The sequence below is a fragment of the Burkholderia sp. ZZQ-2 genome, from assembly GCF_050768715.1.
Lineage (GTDB): Bacteria > Pseudomonadota > Gammaproteobacteria > Burkholderiales > Burkholderiaceae > Burkholderia > Burkholderia cepacia.
This window is the reverse complement of sequence record NZ_LDVA01000049.1, coordinates 1-311: the sequence shown is the minus strand read 5'-3', so window position 1 is coordinate 311 and position 311 is coordinate 1. Positions and strand designations below refer to the sequence as shown.

Below are 311 nucleotides of genomic sequence, written 5' to 3'. Positions count from 1 at the left end.
CTCGCTCCGGTCAAGGCCGCCGTGCTGCCGCTGTCGCGCAACGAGAACCTCTCGCCTCTCGCTCGCGAGGTCGCCGACACGCTCCGCAGCTCCTGGGCCGTCGACTTCGACGACGCGGGGGCGATCGGCCGCCGCTACCGTCGCCAGGACGAGATCGGCACCCCGTTCTGCGTCACGGTCGACTTCGACTCGCTCGACGACCGTGCCGTCACGGTGCGCGACCGCGACACCATGGCGCAGGAGCGCGTGTCGATCGACGAGTTGCACGCGTACCTCGCGGAGCGCCTGCGCGGCGCCTGAGCACCCTCAGT

At 71.4% G+C, this 311-nt stretch carries 1 protein-coding gene; it reads left to right on the top strand.

Going from position 1 to position 311, the window contains the following annotated elements; genetic code table 11:
• Nucleotides 1-300: His/Gly/Thr/Pro-type tRNA ligase C-terminal domain-containing protein (locus ABY44_RS01635; protein WP_431640778.1), on the top strand; the 300-nt coding region annotated here is incomplete at its 5' end.
• Nucleotides 301-311: the final 11 nt, after the last annotated feature.